Consider the following 23,430-nt stretch of genomic DNA (forward strand, 5'->3'; position numbering starts at 1 on the left):
AACAATGAATAACAGACTGGACAAATAAAAATACCCTCCTTATACTGAATGTAACTACTTTTGGTACAGGGAGGGCATTTTTATGAATTCTGTCCGGTATCGTCAGATGAGGGAGATTCTCTGACAATCTATGATGAAGACAGGAACAGAATTCCTGCATACTGGGACATGGATCAGCAATGTTTTGTCGCGCAGGATGACGCGCTGAAAGAACTGAAATTTGACAGCTACATGGATTCAGGTACGCAGAATCTTCTGATGCAGTATCAGGATATCACCTGGGAATTTGTCAAGGCAAATGGATCACCACAGTTTGTATATGTTAACTTTTATAAACGCGGAGACGAGATCCGGACAGCCGACAGCGTTCTGAAAGGCTATGAAAAGCTTTTTACCGGACGAGGCTATATCTGGGGCAGGGCGATTCCACTTCTGAAAGAGCATATTCTGGTCGGAAGCGGACCGGATACTTTCGTAGAAGAATTTCCACAGCAGGATTATGTTATGAAAGCAAACACAGGACGCTGGATGCTGGAGCAGATTCCGTCCAAGGCGCACAGTCTGTATTTGCAGAATGCACTTCAGACAGGCATTCTGTCGCTGCTCTGTCTTCTGATATTCTGGGGAAGTTATGCAGTTTCGTCTGTTCGAAGCCTGAAACAGAAAAAAGACAGCAGTTTTTTTGCGGTGGATGCTGTGATTCTGCTGAGTGTGACTGCTTTTCTTTTCATGGGGCTTATGAATGATTCCAACCTGGCAGTATCCCCGTTGTTCTGGGGAATGCTCGGACTTGGCTGTGCCATGAAAAAACGGATTTTTCCCGGTAATAAAAACAGATTGTCCACATATATTAACTGTAAAGAGGTGAGGACGATCGACAGGGAGAGTATTCAGAATCTGTTTGCAGGAAATATCCGCAAACTTCTCATTGAGGCGGGACCGGATTATGAGAAACTTTATGAGATCCGACTCCGGGTGGGACGCCCCCTGTTTCTTGTATATGCAGGGGGTGAACGCTTTTTGCAGATAAAAAGAGGCGAGCCGTATTTTGTGACGCGGCAGGATCTTAAGGAAACGCTGGAGTATGTGTGCGGATATTCGCTGTATGCGTATGAAGATGAGATCCGGCAGGGATACATAAGCGTACAGGGCGGACACAGAGTGGGCGTTACCGGCAAGGTACTTCTGAATGGCGACAGGATCCGTGGAATGAAATATATTTCCTGCATCAATGTCCGGCTGTCACATCAGATCCCGGGCTGTGCAGATGCAGTGATGCCGTATATTCAAAGTCGAAACCATATTTCACACACATTGATCATCTCACCGCCGAGGTGTGGCAAGACGACACTTCTGCGGGATGTGATCCGACAGCTCAGTAATGGGAGAGAGGGCATTCCTGGAGTGACAGTTGGGGTGGTGGATGAACGAAGTGAGCTTGCCGGAAGCTGGCAGGGTGTTCCACAGAATGACCTTGGAATGCGGACAGACATTCTCGATGCCTGTCCGAAAGCGGAAGGAATGCAGATGCTGGTGCGTTCGATGTCGCCGGATGTGGTGGCGGTAGACGAACTTGGCAGAGAAGAAGATTTCCGGGCGGTTGAAAGCGTGATCCATTGTGGATGCAGGCTGATTGCGACGGCACATGGAAATTCCGTGGAGGATATCTTAAACCAGCCGTTTTTTCAAAAGTTAAAAAAGATGGAAATATTTGAAAAATATATCGTTCTCGGAGACAGGAAGCAGATCGGTATCATAAAAGGAATCTACGATGAAAAAGGACAAAAATGGTGAAAATGGCGGCAAGCCTGTTGCTGATCCTGGGTGGAGCAGGAATCGGGTATGCCAGAAGTCGGGAGATCACAGAAAGAGAAAAGAACCTGGAGATTTTGCTTCAGATTCTTTTTTTTCTGAAAGGAGAGATCCGATGCGGCAACAGTTCTCTTCCAGACGCATTCCGGGAGATTGCAGCAAAAATCAGTGGACCCTTTGAGATGATCCTTCGGGATGCCGCGCAGGAAATGGAAGATACCGGAGGCAAAAATCTGGAAGAGATCATGGAATCCTGCATACAAAGAAATTTTTATCAGGGAAATCCCGGAGGGTCGCAGAGGAAAGAAGAAATGGAGATTCTTCGGACTCTTGGGCGCAGACTTGGCTATCTTGACAGAGAAATGCAGATAAAACAGATCGAATTTCTGGAAACGGATGTGGAAGAACAAAGAAGACAGCTCAGAGAAAAAATGCCGGAGCAGAAGAAAATCTGCCAGTCCTTAGGGATTATGGGAGGCATTTTGCTTGCAGTATTGTTTTGGTAAGAGGAGAAGGGGGAGAGCGTGGAAGTCACCATTATTTTCAAAATAGCGGCGGTCGGGATTCTGGTTTCCATTCTCTCTCAGGTATTGAAACACAGCGGGAGAGATGAACAGGCATTTCTTGTAAGTCTCGCCGGCCTTCTTATCGTATTATTCTGGATCGTACCGTATATTTATGAATTGTTTGTGGATATTCAGAAATTGTTTGTGCTGTAAGCAGGAGGAAAGATGGATATTATAAAAATTTCTCTTCTGGGGATCTGCGGTGTTATATTATGCTTTTTTCTGAAAGAAACCCGGCCGGAATATACCGCTTTTATCACGATGGGAATTGGCATCATGATCCTGGGACTGGCTGTCGGAAAGCTGGAATATCTTTTCGGAACGCTGCGGCAGCTCAAGGACAGCCTGCCTGTGGAGCAGGAGTACCTGACGACGTTAATTAAAATGATCGGAATCACTTACATCGGACAGTTTTCGGCAGGAATCTGCAAGGATGCGGGGCATCAGGCTACGGCGGCGCAGATTGAATTATTCTGCCGGCTTTCTGTACTGGTACAGAGCGTTCCAATCCTTCTGGCACTGCTGGAAACGATTCAGGAGTTTATGGCATGAGAGGGAAAAACTGGCTGGCGGTGCTGGTGCGTGTGGTATGTCTGGTAATTCTGATGGTAGCATGTGTAGCAGAAGTTTATGGAAGCAGTACAGGAATTCAGAGCCAGACACCAAAGAAAAGCCAGTCAGACGACATATCTGATTCTAATCAAAACGACACAGACATCGCACAGGAACTTCTGAACGAGATCGAACTGACAGATGTCCAGAACATGCTGGACGAACTTCTGGGCGAAGACAGTTTTTCCATGAAAGATGCGCTCATAAAACTGACAAAAGGTGAACAAGCATTTTCAAAAGAAGCGGTACAGGGAGTGGTGTACCGCTTTTTCTTTTATCGTCTGGAACAGGAGAGGGGACTTTTGGTCAAACTTCTCCTTCTGGTACTGTTTGCGGCTGTTTTTTCCAGCTTTGCGGATGTGTTCGAAAACGAACAGGTTGAAAATATCAGTTTTTTTGTCGTTTATCTGCTGGTTTTTACACTGCTGACAGATTCCTTTTCTGAAATGAGCCTGTCGTTGGAAAAGACGATCGACTGGATGACGGAAGTTATGAAAGGGCTGGCACCGGCGTTTTACATGACAGTCTGTGCCTCGTCCGGCGCGGCATCGGCGGCAGTTTTTTATGAGGGGGTTCTGATTCTGGTATGGCTGATCCAGTGGCTTCTTGCGACTGTCATCCTGCCTGCGTCCAGCCTGTATGTCCTTTTACAGCTCGTAAACTCCCTATCAAAAGAAGAAATGCTCGGAAAAATGGCAGAATTCCTCAACACGGCGATCTCCTGGAGCCTCAAAACACTCCTCGCGACAGTGGTCGGCCTGCAGATCATCCGAAATCTGGTTGCGCCGGTCATGGACAACCTGAAACGCGGACTTCTCGGAAGGGCGGCAGGGGCACTTCCGGGAGTAGGAAACGCCGTAAATATGGTGACAGAGCTGGTTGTGACAAGCGCAGTCCTGATCCGAAACTGTCTTGGCGTTGTGATACTCGTCGTATTTGTACTGGCGGGAGCAGGACCGATGCTGCATTATGGTGTCCTGTCGCTTTTGTATCGCTTTCTTTCGGCGGTATCACAGCCGATCTCAGATAAACGGATGGTCAGCGCGCTCAGTGCAATGGGCGAGGGATGCACCCTGCTTCTTCGGATCGTTTTTACTGCGGAAGTTCTGTGCATGCTGGCATTCCTTGTCCTGATGGCAGGGATCCAGAGTTAGGAGGGCAGATGAAGGCAGAAATCTATCAGTGGGTCAGGATCCTGGCGACGTTTTATATTTTATTTACTGCGGTCCTGCAATTGATGCCGGACAGAAAATATGAACGGTACATCCGGTCTTTCATGGGACTTCTTTTGATCTACATGCTGTGCACGCCGCTTTTCTCTTTCCTGCGGGAAAGCAGGGAGATGATCGGGGATTTCGCAGACCATTATAACGAGGAAGTACACCTTCTGGAGCAGAAAGAAACGCAGGATCTTCAGGGCTTTTACATCCGTAAAGGCTTTCGTCAGGAACTTGCATCCCAGATTGCAAAAAAATGTGAAGATGCAGGAATAAAAATACAGGAGACCATCGTAGATATAGAAGGAGAGACGATATCGGTGGAACTGAAGGCGGATCAGAACATGGACAGCGAACAGGAAAGGAGGATCCAGGATGAACTCCGGCAGAACTTCGGGATCGAAGAGCAGAATATCAGAATTTTTGCAGAAGGGAATGACGAAACAGCAGTGGATCGTGATCCTGCTTCTGGGACTTCTTCTGTCGGTGATCGCACTTCCGGTATCCAAAAAGAGCAGTACACCAAAGCAGACGATCCTGATGGATAACAGTACACAGAGCACAGATGAAATCCAGTCCTCCCTGGAATGCAGGCTTCAGAATATTCTGGAGAATGTAGAAGGAGTTGGTGAAGTCAAAGTGATGCTGATGACGGAGGAACAGCAGGGAATCTATCGTTCCGGTGAAACAGAAGTCAGAGGAGTGCTGATCGCGGCAGAGGGAGCCTCTGATCCGGTGGTCGTGCAGAAAATTCAGCAGGCGGTAATGGCATTATTTCAGATCGAAGCCCATAAAATAAAAATAATGAAAATGAAATGAGGAGAGTAAAGTGAAAAAAATCGTAAAAAGGAATCAGGTCATCATCACTTCACTGGCAATCCTGATCGCAGTGGCGGGATACCTGAATTTTGCAGACGTGGATCTGGGATTCAAGGACAAAGAAGCGAGCACGGACAGTGCAAGTATTTTGGATCAGGTGGATTATGACATTACCGACGAAAGCGCACTTCTGGAAGAAAACAGTCAGAGCAGTCTTACCAATACAGAAGAAGACACGACAACGCCGGGGGAGGCGGTGCTGACAGGGGCATCCGGATTTGCGGCACAGGCAAAGCTTTCCCGTGAACAGGTGCGCTCCCAGAACAAGGCGGACCTGCAGGAGATCATCAACAATGCGGATATCTCGGATGATCAGAAACAGACCGCCATCAACACCATGGTAGAGATGACAGACGTATCCGAAAAAGAAGCTGCAGCAGAAATGCTTCTTGAAGCCAAAGGATTCGAGAATGCGGTAGTAAATCTTACCGGAGAGACTGCAGACGTAGTTGTGCCGGAAGCAGACCTCGAAGATGCAAAAAGAGCACAGATCGAGGATATCATCAAGAGAAAGACAGGGATCGCAGCAGAAAATATCGTGATCACGCCGCTTGACCAGACAGAGGATACAGGGGAAGAAAGCAGTTCGATGGAAGAAAATGCTGACGAGACCGCGGCCTATGACAGCACGGACGAAGCAGATACTACATACGAAGACCAGGAAACTTCCACCGATCAGGTGATCCAGACAGACGGTATCTATGATTAAGAAATGACACAGATCAAAACAGAGGGGAGCTTCCTCTCTGTTTTGACATAAAAAGCATTAAGAATGCCATACAACGCCGACTGGGATATGGAGATGCCGTTTTTCAAGAAAATGTTCCAGCTCGTGCTCAAAATATTCAACAGCGAGCTTGTTGGAAACCTTGGGATAACGATGCCGGATTTTGTAGCAGACACGGTTTGGCGGGGTGTTGACCAGTTCGCTGACATACAGAGAACGGTAATGCGAAAGCTCCTGAATGACAGATTCCGGTGCGATCATCCAGTTTTCGTCCTTTTTCCACAGGCGGTCAAGCAGAGTGATCGTGTCTGCTGAGATATGAGGTCTCGTAACAGAAGAAAGCCAGCGGTCATGCCAGATCTGGAAATTGTCATCCCAGCTCAGAAACAGTTCCATGGAGGAATCCAGTTCATCCGTATGTACCTGCGCCCGCGGGATCACCGGATGTTCGGACTGCACCAGATAAAGTTTTTCTTCAAAGATCTGCTCTGCGATGATGTTTTTGTAATGAAGATGCTGATAGACAAAACCGATATCAAATTTGTGCTCACTGAGCAGATCGTACAGTTCATTGGAGTGATGAGATTCAATATCCAGATCCAGATGAGAATGTGACTGAAGGATCTCATCATACAGCGGAGCAAATACGGCGATGTTCAGGCTGTCCGTGCAGCCGATTGTCAGAAGCATCCGTTCCTGGTTGTGCTGAAGTGTGAGTGTTTCTTTCCACAGGGACATCCACCGTTCGGCGAGGACGACAAAATCCATTCCTTTGGGTGTGAGTTCGACCTGCTTATGTCCTTTGTTTCGGATGACAAGAGGAAATCCCAGTTCATTCTCAAGGGAATTCAGACGATGGCTGACAGTTGGCTGGGACAGAAATAAAAGATCAGCAGTGCGGGTAATACTCTTGGTGTTTACGATAGTCAAAAAAGTTTCTATTTCTGCGAGATTCATAAAATTTCCTCCTGGCACGTATTCAAAAAATATGCCTCTATTATACAGAGAAAAGATTTGCTTTTCAATTATAACTTTATATCCTTTATATAGGGAAATTTCTTGACAGTCCGGCATAGTCTATAATAAAATAAAAAGTTGTATAGAAATTGGAAATAGGATAACAGACAGGAGGAAAAACGTGTCTAAGTACGCGAACGAAATAGAAAAAAGAAGAACTTTTGCCATTATCTCTCACCCGGATGCCGGTAAGACAACCCTGACAGAGAAATTTCTGCTGTATGGAGGTGCGATCAACCTGGCAGGTAGTGTTAAAGGTAAGGCAACTGCCCGCCATGCAGTATCTGACTGGATGGAAATAGAGAAAGAGAGAGGTATTTCCGTAACCTCTTCCGTATTACAGTTTCATTATGATGGATATTGTATCAATATTCTGGATACACCGGGACATCAGGATTTCTCAGAGGATACCTACCGTACTCTGATGGCAGCGGATTCCGCAGTCATGGTCATCGACGGAAGCAAGGGTGTCGAGGCACAGACAAGAAAGCTGTTCAAGGTCTGCGTCATGAGACATATTCCGATCTTTACTTTTATCAACAAGATGGACAGAGATGCAAATGATACGTTTGATCTTCTGGATGAAATAGAAAAGGAACTCGGGATCGCAACCTGCCCGATCAACTGGCCGATCGGTTCCGGTAAGAAATTCCGTGGAGTTTATGACAGAAATACACACAAAGTCCTGACCTTCTCTGACACACAGAAGGGAACCAAGGAAGGTGTGATCGAAGAAATCGATATTGACGATGCAAGACTTGACGACATCGTAGATCCGGATCAGAAGGAACAGCTCATGGATGAGATCGAGCTTTTGGACGGAGCAAGTGTGGAATTTGACCAGGAACAGGTAAGCAAGGGAAATATGACACCGGTATTCTTCGGTTCCGCGCTTACAAACTTCGGTGTGGAGACTTTCCTTGAGCACTTCCTCAAGATGACAACCTCTCCACTTCCGCGAGTATCCGATGAGGGCGAGATTGATCCGATGTCTGATGATTTCTCCGCATTCGTATTCAAGATCCAGGCAAACATGAACAAGGCACATCGAGACAGGATCGCATTCATGCGTATCTGCTCCGGTAAATTCGATGCATCCCAGGAAGTCTATCATGTACAGGGAGACAAGAAGATGCGTCTTCTCCAGCCTCAGCAGATGATGGCAGAATCCCGTCATGTGGTAGATGAGGCATATGCCGGAGATATTATCGGAGTCTTTGACCCGGGTATTTTTTCCATTGGTGATACGATCTGTGCGCCGGGACGTAAGTTTGCATTTGAGGGAATCCCGACTTTCGCACCGGAGCATTTTGCACGTGTGCGCCAGCTTGATACCATGAAGCGTAAGCAGTTTGTCAAGGGTATCAACCAGATCGCGCAGGAAGGTGCGATCCAGATCTTCCAGGAATTCAACACCGGTATGGAAGAGATCATCGTAGGCGTTGTCGGTGTCCTGCAGTTTGATGTCCTCAAATACCGTCTGGAAAACGAATATAATGTTGAGATCCGTCTGGAAAACCTTCCATATGAGCATATCCGCTGGATTGCAAACAAAGAAGAAGTCGATGTGGCCAAGATCACAGGAACTTCAGACATGAAGAAGGTTACAGACCTCAAAGGCAACCCGCTTCTTCTGTTCGTCAATGCATGGAGCGTCGGCATGACAGAAGACCGAAATCCGAATCTCGTACTGACAGAATTCAGTAAATAAACGCTTTTAATTTGCGGACAAATTTGATATACTAAACCTATGCAAAATTAGAATTTGATAGCTGTGAGAGGATTTCTTGCAGCTATGAGTCGGAGCCCGCAGGAGGTATTAGATATGGCAGAAAAGAGAACAACCTATAAATTACAGGATGTAGGAGGAATCGGTGAAGTCAAGATCGCAGATGAAGTAGTAACAGTCATCGCAGGACTGGCAGCAACCGAAGTTGACGGCGTTGCATCCATGGGAGGAAATATTACAAACGAGCTGGTAAGCAAGCTTGGAGTGAAGAACCTTTCCAAAGGAGTTAAGGTAACCGTCCTTGAGGGCGTTGTTACTGTTGACCTGACACTGAATATCGAGTTCGGCAAGAATATTCTTGAAGTAAGCAAGAAGGTTCAGGACAAGGTCAAATCGTCCATTGAAAACATGACAGGCCTGGAAGTGGCAGATGTAAATATCCGCATCGCAGGCGTTGATATGGAAAACGGAAAAGGAAAGTAAACTCTTTCCTTTTTTCTTTATAAAAGTCCCGGAGGGGGATATTGGTTTAGGAGGAAACATGCGAAGAAGCGAGCAGAGAGAACATATTTTTAAACTGCTGTTCATGACACAGTTTAATTCAGAAGATGAAATGTCAGATCAGGTGTCCATGTATTTTGAGACACTTGGAGAGCTGGAAGAGAAGGACCAGGAGGCAATGCAGGCGAAGTATCAGAAGATCCTGGAGAAGCTTGACGAGATCGACCAGATCCTCAACGACTACAGCCGTGGATGGAAGACAAGCCGTATGAGCAGAGTCGACCTGACAGCACTCCGTCTGGCAGTATATGAGATGAAATTTGATGAGGACGTTCCGGTTGGCGTTGCGATCAACGAGGCAGTAGAACTTGCCAAGATGTTTGGTGGAGACGATTCCGGTTCTTTCGTAAACGGGATCCTCGGCAAGATCGCCAGCGGTAAGAAGGACTCCGGTGAAGCACCGAAGAGACGCCGTCCGACCCATCAGGCCAAGATCATCATCCGTTCATCCAAGAAAGATGCACCGAAATCCGAAACAAAGGCAGAGCCAGAAGAAAACTCTGATAATTAATTAAATGAAAACAGTTTATTCCGTAGGACAGGTCAACCGTTACGTCAAGAACATGTTCATACAGGACTATGTTTTAAGAAAAGTATACGTCAAGGGTGAAGTATCCAACTGCAAATATCATACCAGCGGACATATTTATTTTTCGCTCAAGGATGAGACAGGGGTGCTTTCCTGTGTCATGTTTGCGGGACAGAGACGCGGACTTGCTTTCCGTATGAAGGACGGAGACCGTGTTGTAGTCGGCGGCGCCGTGGATGTGTATGAGAGAGACGGCCGTTATCAGATGTATGCGAAGGAAATCACTCTGGAGGGCGCCGGCGCACTTTATGAGAGATTCCTTGCACTGAAGGCAGAACTGGAGGAAATGGGAATGTTTGCACCGGAGTATAAGCAGCCGATCCCGCGGTTTATCCGCAGACTGGGAGTGGTGACTGCGCCTACCGGCGCGGCTGTGCAGGATATCCGGAATATTTCCCTGCGGAGAAATCCGTACCTGCAGATCATCCTTTATCCGGCACTGGTACAGGGCGATGGAGCAGCAGACAGCATCGTGAAAGGCATCCGCATGCTTGACGAGGCCGGCGTAGATACGATCATCGTAGGACGTGGCGGCGGTTCGATCGAGGATTTGTGGGCGTTCAATGAGGAGAAGGTTGCCAGAGCAATCTTTGAGTGCCGTACACCGATCATATCAGCAGTTGGACATGAAGTGGATTTTACGATCGCTGACTTTGTGGCAGATCTCCGTGCGCCGACACCGTCAGCAGCGGCAGAGCTTGCAGTGGATGATATGGCGCAGGTGATGTATACGCTTTCCAGTTATCAGGAGCGTTTCCAGCGTGACATGAGGGAGGAAATCGAGTTTCAGAGAGTACGGCTTGGGCAGTATCAGATGCGGCTTAAATATTTAAGCCCGGAAAGCCGTCTCAGAGAACGGCGGCAGACCCTTGTGGATTTTGAGGATACACTGCGAAGGGCGATGGATAATAAACTCCAGCAGTACCGTCATCGTCTGGGAATCTATCTGGAACGCTACCAGGGACTGTCACCACTTGCGAAGCTGAATCAGGGATATTCTTTTGTTGCAGATACTGATGGCAGAGGGATCACTTCTGTTTCACAGGTCAAGCCCGGGGACAGAGTCGAAATTTCTGTGACAGACGGTGTGATCCAGGCGGAAGTTTCGGACAGCAGGAGGGAAACATGGCAGAAATAACAGAATCAAAGACAATAGAAGAGGTCTTTCAGGAACTGGATACTCTTGCTGCGAAGCTGGAGGACAGTGAAACGTCCCTGGAGGATTCTTTTCGTTTTTATAAAGAAGGAATGGAGCTGCTCAAATACTGCAGCGGCAGGCTGGACACAGTAGAGAAGAAGATGCTCCAGATGGACGAGGATGGAACATTACGAGAATTTTAAAGAAGAATTGCAGATAAGAACAGCACATGCAGAGGAAATCATCCGCAGATATCTGCCGGAGGAAGCCGGCTTTGCCAGGACAATGGCAGAGGCGATGAATTACAGCATGTGTGCCGGCGGCAAGCGCCTGAGACCGATCCTTCTTCTGGAAACATTCCGGATGTTTGGCGAGGATGAGCGTGTTGCAGAGCCTTTTATGGCAGGGATTGAGATGATCCATACACATTCCCTGATCCACGATGATCTCCCGGCGATCGACAATGATGATTACAGGAGAGGACGCCTGACTACCCACAAAGTTTACGGAGAAGCAATGGGAGTCTTAAGCGGTGTCAGCCTGCTCAATTATGCATATGAGACAATGCTCGGTGCATTTGATCTGACTTCCGATAAGGACAGAGTGATCCGTGCACTGAAGATCATGTCAAATAAGACAGGGCTTTATGGAATGCTCGGAGGACAGAGCGTGGATGTCGAGAATGACGGCAAGGAGATATCCAGAGAGATGCTGGATTATATCTACGAGCACAAGACTTCTGCGCTGATCGAGGCTTCCATGATGGCAGGTGCCATCCTTGGCGGAGCGGATGAAGAACAGACAGCACAGATTGAGAAGGCAGCTTCTGCTATCGGACTGGCATTCCAGATCCAGGATGACATTCTGGATGTGACAAGCACCAGCCAGGAGCTTGGCAAACCGGTCCACAGCGACGAGAAAAATAATAAAGTCACGTATGTGACACTGTTTGGTGTGGAGAAGGCATCTGAACAGGTTCAGAAACTTTCAGAGCAGGCAGAGACTGTTCTGGAAGGGTTAAGCAGCAAAAATAAATTTCTGACGGCACTTGTTATGGAGATGGCAAGCCGCAGAAAATGAAAGAGGGATACAAAGGATGTTGGAAAAGATCAATAAGCCAAATGATATACACAAAATAGCTTTAGCAGATTTTCCACAGCTTGCAGAGGAGATCCGTCAGTTCCTGATCGAATCTGTAAGCCAGACAGGAGGTCATCTGGCATCCAATCTGGGGGCAGTGGAACTGACACTGGCACTCCATAATGTACTGGAACTTCCGCAGGATAAGATCGTCTGGGATGTAGGCCATCAGGCATATACCCACAAGATCCTTACCGGAAGGAAAGAGGGTTTTAAGAAACTTCGCAAGGAAGGCGGCATGAGTGGTTTTCCCAAGCGAAGCGAGAGTGACTGTGATGCATTTGATGCAGGACACAGTTCGAACTCTATCTCAGCAGGTCTGGGATATGTGCGGGCAAGGGATCTTCTGGGACAGAATTACCGTGTGGTCTCAGTGATCGGAGATGGTGCGCTTACCGGCGGAATGGCATATGAGGCACTAAATAATGCCGCGGAACTTAAGACAAATTTCATTATTGTCCTGAATGACAACAATATGTCCATTTCCAAGAACGTAGGCGGGATATCTTCCTACTTAAGTGCACTCCGGACAGCGGAATCCTACACGGGAATGAAGATCAATGTGACCAAAAATCTCAAGAAGATACCACGTGTCGGAACTGCACTGGTAGATACGATGCGCAAGACCAAGAGCAGCATCAAGCAGCTCATCATCCCGGGAATGCTTTTTGAAAACATGGGGATCACATATCTGGGACCGGTGGACGGACACGATATGCGCCAGATGATGCGCCTTTTTAATGAGGCGAAGAGAGTTGAGGGACCAGTGATCGTTCATGTCCTGACAGAGAAGGGCAGAGGATACGAACCGGCACGGAAGCATCCGGATCAGTTCCATGGAACAGGACCGTTTGACATCAAAACAGGGAAAGCATTATCGCAGAAAAAAGGACCGACCTATACGGATGTTTTTGCGGATGCGATGGTGAATCTCGGTGAAGAACATGACAGACTGGTCGGCATCACTGCAGCCATGAAAGAAGGAACCGGACTTGTCAGATTTGAGAAGAAATATCCTGACAGACTGTTTGATGTGGGAATCGCAGAGGAGCATGCTGTTTCTTTTGCAGCAGGACTGGCACTTGGCGGGATGATTCCGGTTGTGGCGATCTATTCTTCCTTCCTGCAGAGAGCAGTGGATCAGATGATGCATGATGTCTGTATGCAGAATCTTCATGTGATCTTTGCCATTGACCGCGCGGGTCTTGTCGGTGCGGACGGAGAGACACATCAGGGATGTTTCGACCTTTCTTATCTCACGATGATGCCAAACATGACCGTGATGGCACCAAAGAATGCATGGGAACTCAGGAAAATGCTGGAGTTTGCAGTCTGCGCCAGTGGACCGGTTGCGATCCGCTACCCGAGAGGCGGCGCATATCTGGGGCTTGAAGAATTCGAAAGCCCGATCCAGTATGGCAGAAGTGAAGTCCTGTACAGAGGCGAAGATCTGGCAGTCATTTCCGTAGGAAGCATGACTGAGATCTGTGAACAGGTCTGTCGTGAACTTAAGGAGCGTGGCAGAAGGCCGACGTTTGTCAATGCAAGATTTGTCAAACCACTGGATACTGCGCTTCTGGATGAACTTTCCAGAGATCACAAATTAATCGTAACAGTAGAAGAAAATGTCAAAAACGGCGGATTCGGCGAACATGTGGCAGCCTATATGGAAGCCTGTCATCCGGAAGTACGTGTTCTTCCGATCGCGATCTGGAACCGTTTTGTAGAGCATGGAGAAGTCGGAAGCCTGCGGGCAAAGATCGGTCTGTCAGCACCGGACATTCTCGATGCAATAGAGGAATATGAGGAGCAGCAATGAAAAAAAGACTGGATCTTTTGATGGTTGAGCGTGCACTTGCACCTTCCAGAGAAAAAGCAAAAGCATATATCATGTCCGGAGATGTATATGTAAACGGACAGAAAGAAGACAAAGCAGGAACCATGTTCCAGGAAACAGTAAAGATCGAAGTGCGTGGAAACACACTTCCATATGTAAGCCGCGGCGGTCTGAAACTCGAGAAAGCCATGAACAATTTCGGCGTTTCCCTGGAAGGCAAGGTCAGCATGGACGTAGGGGCTTCCACGGGTGGTTTTACCGACTGCATGCTTCAGAACGGGGCAGTCAAGGTATATTCTATCGATGTAGGCTATGGTCAGCTTGACTGGGGTCTGCGCAACGACCCGAGAGTTGTCTGCATGGAAAAAACAAACATCCGTTATGTGGTTCCGGAGGATATTCAGGAAGCACCGCAGTTTTCTTCCATTGATGTTTCCTTTATTTCTCTGACCAAGGTCCTGCTTCCGGTAAGAAATCTTCTGACAGAGGATGGAGAGATCGTCTGTCTGATCAAACCGCAGTTCGAAGCCGGCAGGGAAAAGGTCGGCAAGAAGGGCGTAGTCCGTGATCCGGCAGTCCATCTCGAGGTCATTGAGAAAGTCATGGCTTATGCGATGTCGATCGCGCTGGAGCCGCAGCATCTTTCTTTCTCTCCGATCAAGGGACCAGAGGGAAATATCGAATATCTGCTTCATCTCAGGAAAAGACCGGAAGGCACGATCTGCGAATCCGCACTGGAAGTATCACCGGAGGCGGTGGTGCAGGAAGCGCACGGTCAGCTCGACTGATGACCGGGGAAGGCAGAATTGAGGGATGGATAAATTTTATATCATTACCAACAGTGACAAGGACAAAGACCTTGAATTCACAGGTCAGATCGTAGAATATCTGAAGGCAAATGGCAGGAAGTGCATGGTACAGCAGGCGGAGCGCAAGCAGGAAGGTGCGTATCATTACACCAATCCTGCACTGATACCGGAGGACACAGAATGTATCCTTGTTCTCGGCGGTGACGGTACACTTCTTCAGGCGGCGAGAGATGTTGTACACAGAGAGATCCCGATGCTTGGTGTCAACCTTGGAACACTGGGATTTCTTGCAGAAGTGGACAAACAGTCTGTTTACAGTGCACTTGACAAGCTGATGGAGGACGATTACGAGATCGAGGAGAGAATGATGCTTACGGGAACTGTCTGGAGAGATGGTAAGATCATAGGCAGGGATGTGGCTCTCAATGACATCGTGATCGGCAGGGACGGACATCTTCGAGTTGTCCGCTTCAAGAACTATGTCAATGATGTGTACCTGAATTCCTATAATGCAGATGGTATCATCATTTCGACACCGACAGGGTCGACAGGATACAGCCTTTCCTGTGGAGGCCCTATCGTGGCACCGAATGGTTCCATGACACTGATGACTCCGATCGCGCCACATACGCTGAATACAAGAAGTATTATCTTTCCGGCGGAAGATGTGATCACGGTGGAGATCGGTGAGGGCAGACGACAGGTTCAGGAATACGGTGTGGCTTCTTTTGATGGAGATACAGTGATCCCGATGGTAACGGGAGACAGGATTGTGATAGAGAAAGCAGCTGTAAGCACAAAAATACTCAAGTTAAATCATTTAAGTTTTGTTGAAGTACTTCGCCAGAAAATGCGCGACAGTTAAGTGTAATGGAGGTTGGATGTGAAGGTAGCAAGACATGAAAAAATAATAGAACTGATCCGTCAGTACGATATAGACACACAGGAGGAACTGGCAGCACGGCTCAATGAAGCCGGGTTTAAAGTAACTCAGGCTACCGTTTCCAGAGATATCCGTGCACTCAAGATGACAAAGGTCGCAGGAAAAGACGGGAAATCGCATTATGCGATCCTCTCAGGTTCTTCCGCGGAACTGGGCGACAAATATACAAGAGTGCTCCACGATGCACTCACATCGATTGACGTAGGTCAGAATATGATCGTGATCCGGACGGTTCCGGGCATGGCGATGGGGGTGGCGGCAGCACTGGATGCACTGAAATGGAAAGAGATCCTGGGCAGCATCGCAGGGGATGACACTGTGATGTGCGTGGCTCGGGATGGAGAACAGGCACAGACTGCGGCAAGGAAACTGAAAGGAATCTTGAAATTATGTTAGTACATCTTCATGTGAAGAATCTCGCACTGATTGAAGATATTGAAGTAGAATTTGGTCCGGGGCTGAATATCCTCACCGGTGAGACAGGTGCAGGTAAGTCGATCCTTCTTGGTTCGATGCAGCTGATCCTGGGCGGCAGAAGCACCCGGGATATGATCCGGGCAGGAGCATCCTATGCACTTGTAGAATTACTGTTCCAGGTGGAGAATCCGCGTGCAGAGGAAGCTCTTGGGGAACTTGGAGTAGAACTGGAGGACGGACAGATCCTTCTAACACGTAAACTGATGGACGGCAGGAGCATCAACAAGATCAACGGCGAAACCTGCACGGTAAGCCAGATGAAGGCGGCAGCTTCCTGCCTTCTTGATATCCACGGACAGCATGAGCACCAGTCTCTTCTGTACCAGGACAAGCAGCTTGAGATCCTGGATGCATACGGCAAGGACGAGATCTATCCTGCAAGGGACAAAGTCCAGGAGGCATACAGAGCATACCGCAAATGCATGCAGGAACTTAAGAAACTCGATACAGATGAGGAACAGAGAAACAGGGAGAGAGCTTTCCTGGAATTTGAGATCAACGAGATCGAGACAGCACAGCTTCGCCCGGGAGAGGACGAAGAGCTGGAAACTCTTTACCGTAAATTAAACAATGGCAAGAAGATCCTCGAGACACTCCAGAGTGTCCGTGACCTGACCGGATATGATTCCGCACAGGGGGCAGGGGACTCTGTCGGAATGGCAGTGAGAGAACTGACCAGAGTGACAGAATTCGACAGCCAGCTGGAATCCATGTCAGGGACTCTTCAGGAAGTGGACAGCCTTCTGAATGATTTCAACAGAGAGCTTTCTTCCTATGTGGAGGATCTGAATTTTGATGATGAGACTTTTTTTGAGACAGAGAAGCGTCTGGATCTTATTAATAATCTCAAGGCAAAATACGGTCAGAGCATAGAAGAGATCCAGAAATATGGTGAACGCCAGAAGCAGAAACTGTCAGATTTTGACAGATATGAGGAACTTTTCCAGGAAGCTAGAGAAAATCTTTCGAAATCCCAGAAAAAACTTGAAGAAGTTTCGTATGCACTTTCAGAGATCAGGCAAAAATACAGTAAGACACTTACCGACAAGATCATCGAAGGTCTCAAAGATCTCAATTTCCTGGACGTGCAGTTCAGGATTGATTTTAAACGCAAAGAAGAATATACAGCAGGCGGATTTGACGACATTGAATACGAAATTTCGACAAACCCGGGAGAGTCTGTGAAACCGCTTGGAAGAATCGTATCCGGTGGTGAGCTTTCCAGGATCATGCTGGCGATCAAGGCGATCCTTGCAGACAGAGACCAGATCGAGACACTGATCTTTGACGAGATCGACACTGGTATCAGCGGAAGGACAGCACAGAAGGTTTCAGAGAAGATGTCTGTCATAGGAAGACATCATCAGGTACTCTGCATCACACATCTGCCACAGATCGCTGCGATGGCGGACACGCATTTTGAGATAGAGAAGCACCAGAGGGGTACGGAGACGATCACGGAGATCCATCCGCTTGAAGGTGAGGATTCCATCCAGGAACTCGCGAGACTTCTCGGCGGTGCAGAGATCACACAGGCTGTGTACCAGAATGCAAAAGAAATGAAAGAATTGGCACAGGTACATAAAAATACAAGACTCAAATAAAACGAATCACAGCATAATAAGAGAGGAAGATCCGAAAGAGATCTCTTCTCTTTTTTATTGCTTTTTGATGCAGAAATAATCACAAAAGAAAGGATGTGACAGAGTGAATACAAAAAAACGGTACAGAAAGCTGATCCTCTGGTGTCTGGGGCTTGATCTCATTGCAATGCTGTGCCTTGGGTATCGTTATCTGGACCGGAGGATTCCGGATGAACTCCATGTCGAAGAAGACCAGGAAAGTCAGGTTCAAAAGGTTCTGGAGCATCCGCTTCTGACCTTTGAGGATTCAGTCTCCGTTTCCGGCGAGGGCAGTTATACGCTGAAATGCAGCATTCTCGGAGTGATTCCGTTCAAAGAGATCAAGGTCACACCGTCCGTCAGCCCATCGGTTTATGTCAGCGGAAGCACCGCGGGCATTTACATGGAAACAGACGGCGTACTTATCATTGATACCGGCGAGATCCTGTCTGAAGAAGGTACGACAGAAGAACCGGCGAAAGACGTTGTAAAACCAGGAGACTATATCGTAGCTTTTGACTCACAGACCATCCGTTCCAAAAAAGATCTGATCGAGGATATCAGGAATCTCAATGGAGAAAGTGTAGAACTGGAGGTGCTTCGAAATGACAGGATCATTCCGCTCTCACTTACTCCGGTAAAAGATATGCAGGGCTCTTATAAACTTGGAATCTGGGTCAGAGATAATACACAGGGTATAGGGACGATCACTTTTGTTGATGAAAACGGCAGTTATGGTGCACTGGGACATGGGATCAGCGATGTGGATACAGGAGATCTCCTCAAGATAGAAAAAGGCGCTCTGTACCAGGCAGAGATCCTTGGGATCCAGAAGGGAAGCAACGGAAGCCCGGGGGAGCTTGCCGGACTGATCCGCTATGATCCTGACAGGGTGATCGGGACGATACAAAAGAATACGGAGAATGGCATTTATGGTGAATTTACCGGCTTGGCGGACAAGATCGCAATGACAAAGATGACGGTTGCCTACAAACAGGAACTGGAAACAGGACCGGCCAAGATCCTATGCTGTGTGGATGGAAGTGTGTCCGCATACGATGCGGAGATCGTGAAGATCGACCTCAACCACGAGGATACAAACAAGAGTTTTGTGATCCGTGTGATTGATCCGGATCTGCTTGAAAAAACAGGAGGGATCGTACAGGGAATGAGTGGAAGCCCGGTGATCCAGAACGGGAAATTTGCCGGGGCAGTCACCCACGTATTTGTACAGGATTCTACAAGCGGCTATGGAATATTTGCGGAGACTATGCTGGAGAATGAAGAAAACGTGCAGGAACGAGCCGCATAAAAAGTCACAGAGAATGCCGCTGAAAAACCAAAATAAAGGATTTCTGGTGATCATAAAAGTCGAAACAGGTAGATTTAAAGTGAACGAAAGTTCAGTGTTTCTCCCTGTTTCGGCTTGATTTCGCAGGGAAATTTACTCTATAATATTTCCTGTCAGCACATAAAATATTTGATAAGTGGCAGTAAGGTTAGGAGGAAACGGGCCTCATGGAAAAGTTAAATGTAGCAATCGCAGACGATAACGAAAAAATGGTAGAAATACTTGGTCGTATGATCGAAGAAGACAAAGACCTCACCCTGGTAGGTAAAGCACACAACGGAGAAGAAATCTGTAATATCATAAAAGAAAGAGAACCGGATGTTGTCGTTCTTGACATCATCATGCCGAAGATGGACGGGCTTACTGTCATGGAAAACTGTCAGCACGATCATATGCTCAAGAAAACGCCGGCGTTTATCGTCGTATCAGCGGTTGGACAGGAACGGATCACAGAGGACGCTTTCAGCCTTGGCGCAGAATATTATATGCTGAAGCCTTTTGACAATCAGGTCCTTCTGAACCGCATTAAGAACCTGAGACGAAGAAGCGACCGCAGGATCCGCGAAAATGTCCGTCCGAGTGTTGTGAGAGAAGAACCGGGCGCATACGGAACAAGAAACCTGGAGACAGATGTCACAAATATTATCCATGAGATCGGTGTTCCGGCACATATCAAAGGTTATCAGTACTTAAGAGATGCGATCATCCTGGCAGTAAATGACATCGAAATGCTCAATTCGATCACCAAAGTCCTCTATCCGACGATCGCCAAGAAACACCAGACAACGCCAAGCCGTGTCGAACGTGCGATCCGCCATGCGATCGAGGTGGCGTGGAGCCGCGGCAAGATGGATACGATAGATGCTCTGTTTGGCTATACAGTAAGTACGGGCAAGGGTAAACCGACAAATTCTGAGTTCATTGCCCTGATTGCGGACAAAATTCGTCTGGAATATAAAAATCGCTCTTTCCAATAAGTACTTTTTAGGGTATAATAAACAAAAAAGCCGTTTCAGGACTGAGATATCTGTACAGCTTTTATAGAAATGGAAGCAAGGAGGGCAATCACAGATGAAAAATATTTTATTTGCAACATCAGAGGCAGTGCCGTTTATAAAGACAGGAGGACTTGCCGATGTAGCAGGAGCACTTCCGAAATGCTTTGACAAGCGTTACTTTGATGTGCGAGTTATTCTGCCGAAATACGCCTGCATGAAGCAGGAATGGAAAGACAAAATGGAATATATCACCCATTTTTATATGGATCTGGGATATAAGAACTGTTATGTAGGAATCATGCATATGGAGTATGATGGAATCCAGTTCTACTTCATTGACAATGAATACTACTTCAGTGGACCGAAACCATACGACAGCGCACCTTGGGATCTGGAGAAATTTGCATTCTTCTCCAAAGCAGTCCTCTCTGTGCTTCCGGTCATCAACTTCCGTCCGGATGTGATCCACTGTCATGACTGGCAGACAGGTCTTGTACCGGTTTATCTGCATGACTCTTTCCAGCAGAATGAATTCTTCTGGGGCATCAAGACTGTTATGACGATCCATAACCTCAAATTCCAGGGTGTATGGGATGTCAAGACCGTTCGGGGAATCACAGGACTTTCCGATTACTATTTTGCACCGGACAAGCTGGAGGCTTACAAGGATGCAAACTTCTTAAAGGGCGGTATCGTCTTTGCAGATGCAGTAACAACAGTAAGTAACACTTATGCAGAGGAGATCAAGACACCATTCTATGGAGAGCGTCTGGATGGACTTCTCTGTGCGAGATCTCATGATCTCCGTGGTATCGTTAATGGAATTGATTACGATGTATTCAATCCGGAGACAGATGCCTGTATCACCCAGAAATACAACGCAAAGAACTTCCGCAAAGAAAAAGTCAAAAACAAGATCCAGCTCCAGCGTGATCTCGGACTCAATGAGGATCCGAATGCAATGCTCATTGGTATCGTTTCCCGTCTGACAGACCAGAAGGGCTTTGACCTGATCGCCTATGTGATGGATGAACTCTGCCAGGATGCAGTGCAGATCGTTGTTCTTGGAACAGGTGAAGAGCGTTATGAGAATATGTTCCGTCACTTCGACTGGAAATATCACGGCAAGGTATCTGCACAGATCTACTATGATGAGCCGCTGTCCCATCGTATCTATGCGGCTTCCGATGCATTCCTTATGCCGTCACTGTTCGAGCCATGCGGTCTCAGCCAGCTCATGAGCCTTCGCTATGGAACACTTCCGATCGTTCGTGAGACAGGTGGACTTAAGGATACTGTAGAGCCGTACAACGAGTTCGAAGGAACAGGAACAGGATTCAGCTTCACAAACTACAATGCACATGAGATGCTTGCAACTGTACGTAATGCAGAGCGTGTCTTCTACGACAACAAGCGCGAGTGGAACAAGATGGTCGACCGTGCGATGGCAGCAGACTTCTCATGGAATCATTCAGCAAAACAGTATGAAGAAATGTACAACTGGCTGATCGGAGACAAATAAATCGTATCTGAATAAACAGGATTTTTCGGGGGATACCAGATAAAACGGTATCCCCTTTTTCTTTCCGGAATCGAAAAAACAGAGATTTTGGCGAAAAGTTTTCCTTGACATCGGAGGGGATTTATAATAGCATATAAGAAGAAAAACGAACATAGGTTTGCGAAACATAAGTTCGCATGAACCATATTTTCATAATCAGATTCTATTTTGAATAATCTTTTGTCTACCTATGCATGAGGTAGTGAGTTGAAATTTAGAAAAAAGGAGATCCACAGGTATGATAAACGAAGAGAAACAGAAGGCACTGGAGGCGGCACTTGGACATATCGAGAAGCAGTATGGCAAGGGCTCGGTAATGAAACTGGGAGATTCCAGTGCACATATGCAGGTAGAGGCGATTCCGACAGGATCTCTTGGATTGGATATCGCACTCGGTGTAGGCGGCGTTCCGAAGGGACGTATCGTCGAGATCTACGGACCGGAATCCAGTGGTAAGACAACCGTTGCACTTCACATGGTTGCAGAGGTTCAGAAGCGCGGCGGGATCGCAGGATTCATTGATGCAGAGCATGCACTTGATCCGGTCTATGCCAAGAATATCGGTGTAGATATTGATAACCTTTATATTTCCCAGCCGGATAACGGCGAGCAGGCACTTGAGATCACAGAGACCATGGTACGTTCCGGAGCCGTGGACATCGTGATCGTTGACTCTGTTGCAGCCCTTGTTCCGAAGGCTGAGATCGAGGGAGACATGGGAGACAGCCATGTAGGTCTTCATGCACGACTGATGTCGCAGGCACTCAGGAAGCTCACAGCTGCGATCAGCAGATCCAACTGCGTGGTCATCTTTATCAACCAGCTTCGTGAGAAGGTCGGTGTTATGTTTGGTAACCCGGAGACCACCACAGGTGGACGTGCTCTTAAGTTCTATGCATCTGTCCGTATGGATGTCAGAAGGACTGAGACTCTCAAGCAGGGCGGTGAGATGGTCGGCAACCATACCAAGGTCAAGGTAGTCAAGAACAAGGTTGCACCGCCATTCAAGCAGGCAGAATTTGATATCATGTTTGGTACAGGTATCTCCAGAGAGGGTGAGATCCTGGATCTTGCAGCAGAGTGCAACGTAGTCAATAAGAGCGGCGCATGGTACTCTTACAACGGTGAGCGGATCGGTCAGGGACGTGAGAATGTCAAGATCTATCTTAAGGATCATCCGGAGATCTGCGATGAGATCGAGAAGCAGGTAAGGATCCAGTACCACCTGCTCCCGGAGGAAGAGAATGCCGCTAAGGAAGCAGACAAGGCAGCAGCATCGGCTGAGACTGAGGAAGAATAAGCAGTACCATGACAGACTATTATCAGGAACAGCAGCAGGCACGCAGGAAGGCCCTCCGTCTTCTGGAGCATATGGACAGGACGGAGCGGGGACTTACAGACCGTCTCCGCCAGGCTGGTTTTTCGGAGGAAGCAGCAGAGGATGCCGTCTCCTATGTGAGAGAGTTTGGCTATATTAATGATGAGAGGTATGCATTCAATTACATCATGTACCGGATACATGACAAGAGCCGCCAGAAGATTTTTCAGGAACTTCAGCAGAAGGGGGTGGACAGACAGACGATCCAGTCTGCCTGGGAGGAAGCAGAGGAACTTGAAGCCCCTGACGAACACGCACTTCTTCTGAGCCAGATCGAGAAGAAATATCCGCCGGATACAGAAATTGATGAACGGCAGATGCGCCGTCTTCTGGGATACTTTGCAAGGAGAGGATTCAGGCAGGGTGAGATCACCTCTGCACTGGAAGAACTGCACATTACATTATGTAAAAATATTCAAACAAATGGATAGAAAAACTTGACATAATTCCTAAAAACCGCTAAACTT

The 23,430-nt window shown here is 47.5% G+C and carries 25 protein-coding genes; 24 read left to right on the top strand and 1 reads right to left on the bottom strand.

Annotation, left to right across the window (positions count from 1 at the left end; all coding sequences use genetic code 11):
• Nucleotides 1-60: 60 nt before the first annotated feature.
• The 8 genes from spoIIIAA to QZL69_RS09350 are packed head-to-tail and all read left to right on the top strand — an operon-like array spanning nt 61 to nt 5,795.
• Nucleotides 61-1,794: a stage III sporulation protein AA gene (spoIIIAA, locus tag QZL69_RS13845; RefSeq protein ID WP_022214943.1), complete on the top strand. Its 1,734-nt coding sequence runs from the start codon at nt 61-63 to the stop codon at nt 1,792-1,794.
• Nucleotides 1,788-2,318, top strand: coding sequence for a stage III sporulation protein AB (locus QZL69_RS09320; RefSeq protein WP_022214944.1), 531 nt, complete (start codon nt 1,788-1,790; stop codon nt 2,316-2,318). Before spoIIIAA ends, QZL69_RS09320 begins: the two co-directional genes overlap by 7 nt.
• Nucleotides 2,319-2,336: 18 nt before the next feature.
• Nucleotides 2,337-2,531, top strand: a complete 195-nt coding sequence (gene spoIIIAC / locus QZL69_RS09325) for a stage III sporulation protein AC (RefSeq protein ID WP_022214945.1) — start codon at nt 2,337-2,339, stop codon at nt 2,529-2,531.
• Nucleotides 2,532-2,543: 12 nt separating this feature from the next.
• Entirely contained in the window at nt 2,544-2,930 is a 387-nt protein-coding gene (locus QZL69_RS09330; protein WP_022214946.1) for a SpoIIIAC/SpoIIIAD family protein, read from the top strand.
• Nucleotides 2,927-4,144, top strand: a complete 1,218-nt coding sequence (locus tag QZL69_RS09335; RefSeq protein WP_022214947.1) for a stage III sporulation protein AE — start codon at nt 2,927-2,929, stop codon at nt 4,142-4,144. Before QZL69_RS09330 ends, QZL69_RS09335 begins: the two co-directional genes overlap by 4 nt.
• 8 nt (nt 4,145-4,152) lie before the next feature.
• Complete coding sequence (locus tag QZL69_RS09340) at nt 4,153-4,755, top strand: stage III sporulation protein AF (protein WP_022214948.1); 603 nt, start codon at nt 4,153-4,155, stop codon at nt 4,753-4,755.
• Entirely contained in the window at nt 4,748-5,026 is a 279-nt protein-coding gene (locus QZL69_RS09345; protein WP_022214949.1) for a stage III sporulation protein AG, read from the top strand. The genes QZL69_RS09340 and QZL69_RS09345 overlap by 8 nt, the downstream gene beginning before the upstream one ends.
• 10 nt (nt 5,027-5,036) lie before the next feature.
• Nucleotides 5,037-5,795, top strand: a complete 759-nt coding sequence (locus QZL69_RS09350) for a SpoIIIAH-like family protein (RefSeq protein WP_022214950.1) — start codon at nt 5,037-5,039, stop codon at nt 5,793-5,795.
• Nucleotides 5,796-5,852: 57 nt separating this feature from the next.
• On the opposite strand, the gene QZL69_RS09355 is transcribed toward QZL69_RS09350, so the two are convergent.
• On the bottom strand, nt 5,853-6,770 hold the full coding sequence (locus QZL69_RS09355) for a LysR family transcriptional regulator (RefSeq protein ID WP_022214951.1): 918 nt from the start codon (nt 6,768-6,770) through the stop codon (nt 5,853-5,855).
• 181 nt (nt 6,771-6,951) lie between these two features.
• Between QZL69_RS09355 and QZL69_RS09360 the strand changes: the two genes are divergently transcribed.
• From QZL69_RS09360 to QZL69_RS09435, 16 genes are all read left to right on the top strand, one after another.
• A complete protein-coding gene (locus QZL69_RS09360) occupies nt 6,952-8,541 on the top strand; it encodes a peptide chain release factor 3 (protein WP_022214952.1) in 1,590 nt (529 codons plus the stop codon).
• Nucleotides 8,542-8,655: 114 nt separating this feature from the next.
• Nucleotides 8,656-9,042, top strand: a complete 387-nt coding sequence (locus QZL69_RS09365) for an Asp23/Gls24 family envelope stress response protein (protein WP_118251940.1) — start codon at nt 8,656-8,658, stop codon at nt 9,040-9,042.
• Nucleotides 9,043-9,100: 58 nt separating this feature from the next.
• Nucleotides 9,101-9,631 carry a transcription antitermination factor NusB gene (gene nusB, locus QZL69_RS09370; protein WP_022214954.1) on the top strand — a complete coding sequence of 177 codons (531 nt, stop codon included), beginning with the start codon at nt 9,101-9,103 and terminating at the stop codon, nt 9,629-9,631.
• Nucleotides 9,632-9,635: 4 nt separating this feature from the next.
• On the top strand, nt 9,636-10,847 hold the full coding sequence (xseA, locus tag QZL69_RS09375; RefSeq protein ID WP_022214955.1) for an exodeoxyribonuclease VII large subunit: 1,212 nt from the start codon (nt 9,636-9,638) through the stop codon (nt 10,845-10,847).
• On the top strand, nt 10,835-11,050 hold the full coding sequence (gene xseB / locus QZL69_RS09380; RefSeq protein ID WP_022214956.1) for an exodeoxyribonuclease VII small subunit: 216 nt from the start codon (nt 10,835-10,837) through the stop codon (nt 11,048-11,050). Before xseA ends, xseB begins: the two co-directional genes overlap by 13 nt.
• Complete coding sequence (locus QZL69_RS09385) at nt 11,028-11,927, top strand: polyprenyl synthetase family protein (protein ID WP_022214957.1); 900 nt, start codon at nt 11,028-11,030, stop codon at nt 11,925-11,927. The genes xseB and QZL69_RS09385 overlap by 23 nt, the downstream gene beginning before the upstream one ends.
• 16 nt (nt 11,928-11,943) lie before the next feature.
• Complete coding sequence (gene dxs, locus QZL69_RS09390; protein WP_022214958.1) at nt 11,944-13,806, top strand: 1-deoxy-D-xylulose-5-phosphate synthase; 1,863 nt, start codon at nt 11,944-11,946, stop codon at nt 13,804-13,806.
• The gene (locus QZL69_RS09395) at nt 13,803-14,612 is read left to right on the top strand and encodes a TlyA family RNA methyltransferase (protein ID WP_022214959.1); all 810 of its coding nucleotides are present in this window, start codon (nt 13,803-13,805) and stop codon (nt 14,610-14,612) included. The genes dxs and QZL69_RS09395 overlap by 4 nt, the downstream gene beginning before the upstream one ends.
• A gap of 25 nt (nt 14,613-14,637) precedes the next feature.
• Entirely contained in the window at nt 14,638-15,498 is an 861-nt protein-coding gene (locus tag QZL69_RS09400) for an NAD(+)/NADH kinase (protein WP_022214960.1), read from the top strand.
• An 18-nt stretch (nt 15,499-15,516) separates the two neighbouring features.
• A complete protein-coding gene (gene argR, locus QZL69_RS09405; RefSeq protein WP_022214961.1) occupies nt 15,517-15,972 on the top strand; it encodes an arginine repressor in 456 nt (151 codons plus the stop codon).
• Nucleotides 15,966-17,657, top strand: coding sequence for a DNA repair protein RecN (gene recN, locus QZL69_RS09410; protein ID WP_022214962.1), 1,692 nt, complete (start codon nt 15,966-15,968; stop codon nt 17,655-17,657). Before argR ends, recN begins: the two co-directional genes overlap by 7 nt.
• Nucleotides 17,658-17,760: 103 nt before the next feature.
• Complete coding sequence (spoIVB, locus tag QZL69_RS09415; protein WP_022214963.1) at nt 17,761-18,987, top strand: SpoIVB peptidase; 1,227 nt, start codon at nt 17,761-17,763, stop codon at nt 18,985-18,987.
• 206 nt (nt 18,988-19,193) lie between these two features.
• Nucleotides 19,194-20,003, top strand: coding sequence for a sporulation transcription factor Spo0A (gene spo0A / locus QZL69_RS09420; protein ID WP_022214964.1), 810 nt, complete (start codon nt 19,194-19,196; stop codon nt 20,001-20,003).
• A gap of 94 nt (nt 20,004-20,097) precedes the next feature.
• Nucleotides 20,098-21,546 (top strand): glycogen synthase GlgA, encoded by a 1,449-nt coding sequence (glgA, locus tag QZL69_RS09425; RefSeq protein WP_022214965.1) that lies wholly within the window; start codon nt 20,098-20,100, stop codon nt 21,544-21,546.
• Between the two features lie 277 nt (nt 21,547-21,823).
• Nucleotides 21,824-22,885: a recombinase RecA gene (recA, locus tag QZL69_RS09430; RefSeq protein WP_022214966.1), complete on the top strand. Its 1,062-nt coding sequence runs from the start codon at nt 21,824-21,826 to the stop codon at nt 22,883-22,885.
• Nucleotides 22,886-22,893: 8 nt separating this feature from the next.
• The gene (locus tag QZL69_RS09435) at nt 22,894-23,394 is read left to right on the top strand and encodes a regulatory protein RecX (RefSeq protein WP_022214967.1); all 501 of its coding nucleotides are present in this window, start codon (nt 22,894-22,896) and stop codon (nt 23,392-23,394) included.
• The last annotated feature ends 36 nt before the right edge of the window (nt 23,395-23,430 follow it).

The sequence above is a fragment of the Blautia sp. CAG:237 genome, from assembly GCF_000436615.1.
GTDB lineage: Bacteria > Bacillota > Clostridia > Lachnospirales > Lachnospiraceae > Blautia_A > Blautia_A intestinihominis.